The organism is uncultured Flavobacterium sp., from assembly GCF_963975005.1.
GTDB lineage: Bacteria > Bacteroidota > Bacteroidia > Flavobacteriales > Flavobacteriaceae > Flavobacterium.
Genome location: NZ_CAXBFR010000206.1, coordinates 1 through 1,638, shown reverse-complemented (window position 1 = coordinate 1,638; position 1,638 = coordinate 1). Strand labels below are relative to the sequence as shown.

The window sequence follows — 1,638 nt, the reverse complement described above, 5'->3', positions numbered from 1 at the left end:
CCCAAAAACAAGAAAATAGTTTGCGCTATAAAATCAAAAAAAATAAAAAATTTTAGAGCTACAAAAAAGACTTTTTTGATCTGATTTTTTCATCTTATTTTTCACAGAATTTTCTGCCTATTGAACGCAGTTTTTTAGAGAGTAAAATAGACAACTGAAATAAAAAAATCAATCAATAGAAAAAACCAAAACAGAAAAAATTTAAAGGGAATTTCGTTATGAATAAAAAAATTTATGTGGCATTGGATACAGAAACAACAGGACTGCTTAAACCAGATTTAACAGCGATAGAATTTCAACCATTCATGACTGAACTTTGCATGATTAAGTTTGATAAAAATTTTGAAGTGATTGCAAAATACAACTCACTTTTTAAAATTCCAATTCCAGTTCCAGAAATAATAACTAAGATCACCGGAATAACAGATGAAGCTTTAGAAGATCAACCAACATTTTCTGAAGAGTTAAAAAAGATAAGTAATTTCATGACCGGAGTGAATCACGTTATAGGACATAACGTAAATTTTGATATGGATGTTTTGAAGTTTGAATTGAGAAGGATAAGAACATTATTTTCCTTGGCCCATTAATAGAAATTGTACTGTTGAAATTTCTTTCCCAATAGAAAATAAAAGAATGAAGCTTGGAAACCTTTATAAAATGGCAACAGGAAAAAATCATGATGGAGCGCATAGAGCGGAAGCTGATGTTCTTGCAACTGTAGAATGTTTTGTTTGGTTAAAGGAAAACGGTTACGCATGAAAAACATAATTCATCTAGCACTAAAAACAGGATTCACTTTTAAAAATGTTTACGGACATTTAGACGAAACTTTAAAATATGGAATTGAAGAAAAAGCTATAGGCATAGCTGATGTTGGAAATACTTTTAGTCATCCATTAATAGAAAAAAAGTGCAAAGCTTTAGAAATAAAACCAATTTATTCTGTAAGGCTAACAGTTGTTGAAAATGCTTCTGACAAAGTAAAACCAAGAGGCCAGTTTGGTTATGAATATATTTTTATTGCAAAAAATTATGAAGGCTTGAAAGAAATTTATCAGTTAGTGAAAAAATACTATGACAATTTTTATTATCGCGGAAACATAAGCCTAAAAGATGTTTTCAATCTGTCGGAAAATGTTTTTGTGATTGCAGAAAACTTTGAAGACGATCAAAGAATAGATTTCATTTCTTTAACAACAACAACACCTAAAATGTTTCGTCTTTTTGATGGAATCCCAAAGATAGCAATCATCAACAATTATTATCCTAAACCTTTAGATCATGATGTTTATGAACTTTTCACCTCACCAAGAAACAACTGCAACCAAACATACCCACAACATATTTTATCAACTAAAGAATGGATTCAAATTCACAAAGCAAATCCAGAATGGAAAGACGCAATAAAAAATACCCATGAAGTTTCTTCATCTTGCAGTGTTCAATTGAAAAAAGCACCAATGATAAAATACAAAGGAAAAGAAACAGTAAGATTTCTATGCAAAGTTGGAGCCAAGAAAAAAGGAATAAATTTAGAAGATGAAATATATAAAGAGCGTTATGAAAGAGAACTAGAACTTATTGAAGGAAGAGATTTTCAAGATTATTTTTTAGTGGTTGCAAACATGATAAGCA

Annotated in this window: 3 protein-coding genes; all 3 read left to right on the top strand. The window is 29.7% G+C overall.

Annotated elements, in window-relative coordinates; genetic code table 11:
- Positions 1 to 242 precede the first annotated feature (242 nt).
- The gene (locus AACZ53_RS14535) at positions 243 to 590 is read left to right on the top strand and encodes a 3'-5' exonuclease (protein ID WP_339839928.1); all 348 of its coding nucleotides are present in this window, start codon (positions 243 to 245) and stop codon (positions 588 to 590) included.
- Between the two features lie 46 nt (positions 591 to 636).
- Positions 637 to 762 carry a hypothetical protein gene (locus AACZ53_RS14530; protein ID WP_339839926.1) on the top strand — a complete coding sequence of 42 codons (126 nt, stop codon included), beginning with the start codon at positions 637 to 639 and terminating at the stop codon, positions 760 to 762.
- Positions 759 to 1,638, top strand: an 880-nt coding sequence (locus tag AACZ53_RS14525; RefSeq protein WP_339839924.1) for a PHP domain-containing protein, incomplete at its 3' end; no start/stop codon positions are given. The genes AACZ53_RS14530 and AACZ53_RS14525, both read left to right, overlap by 4 nt.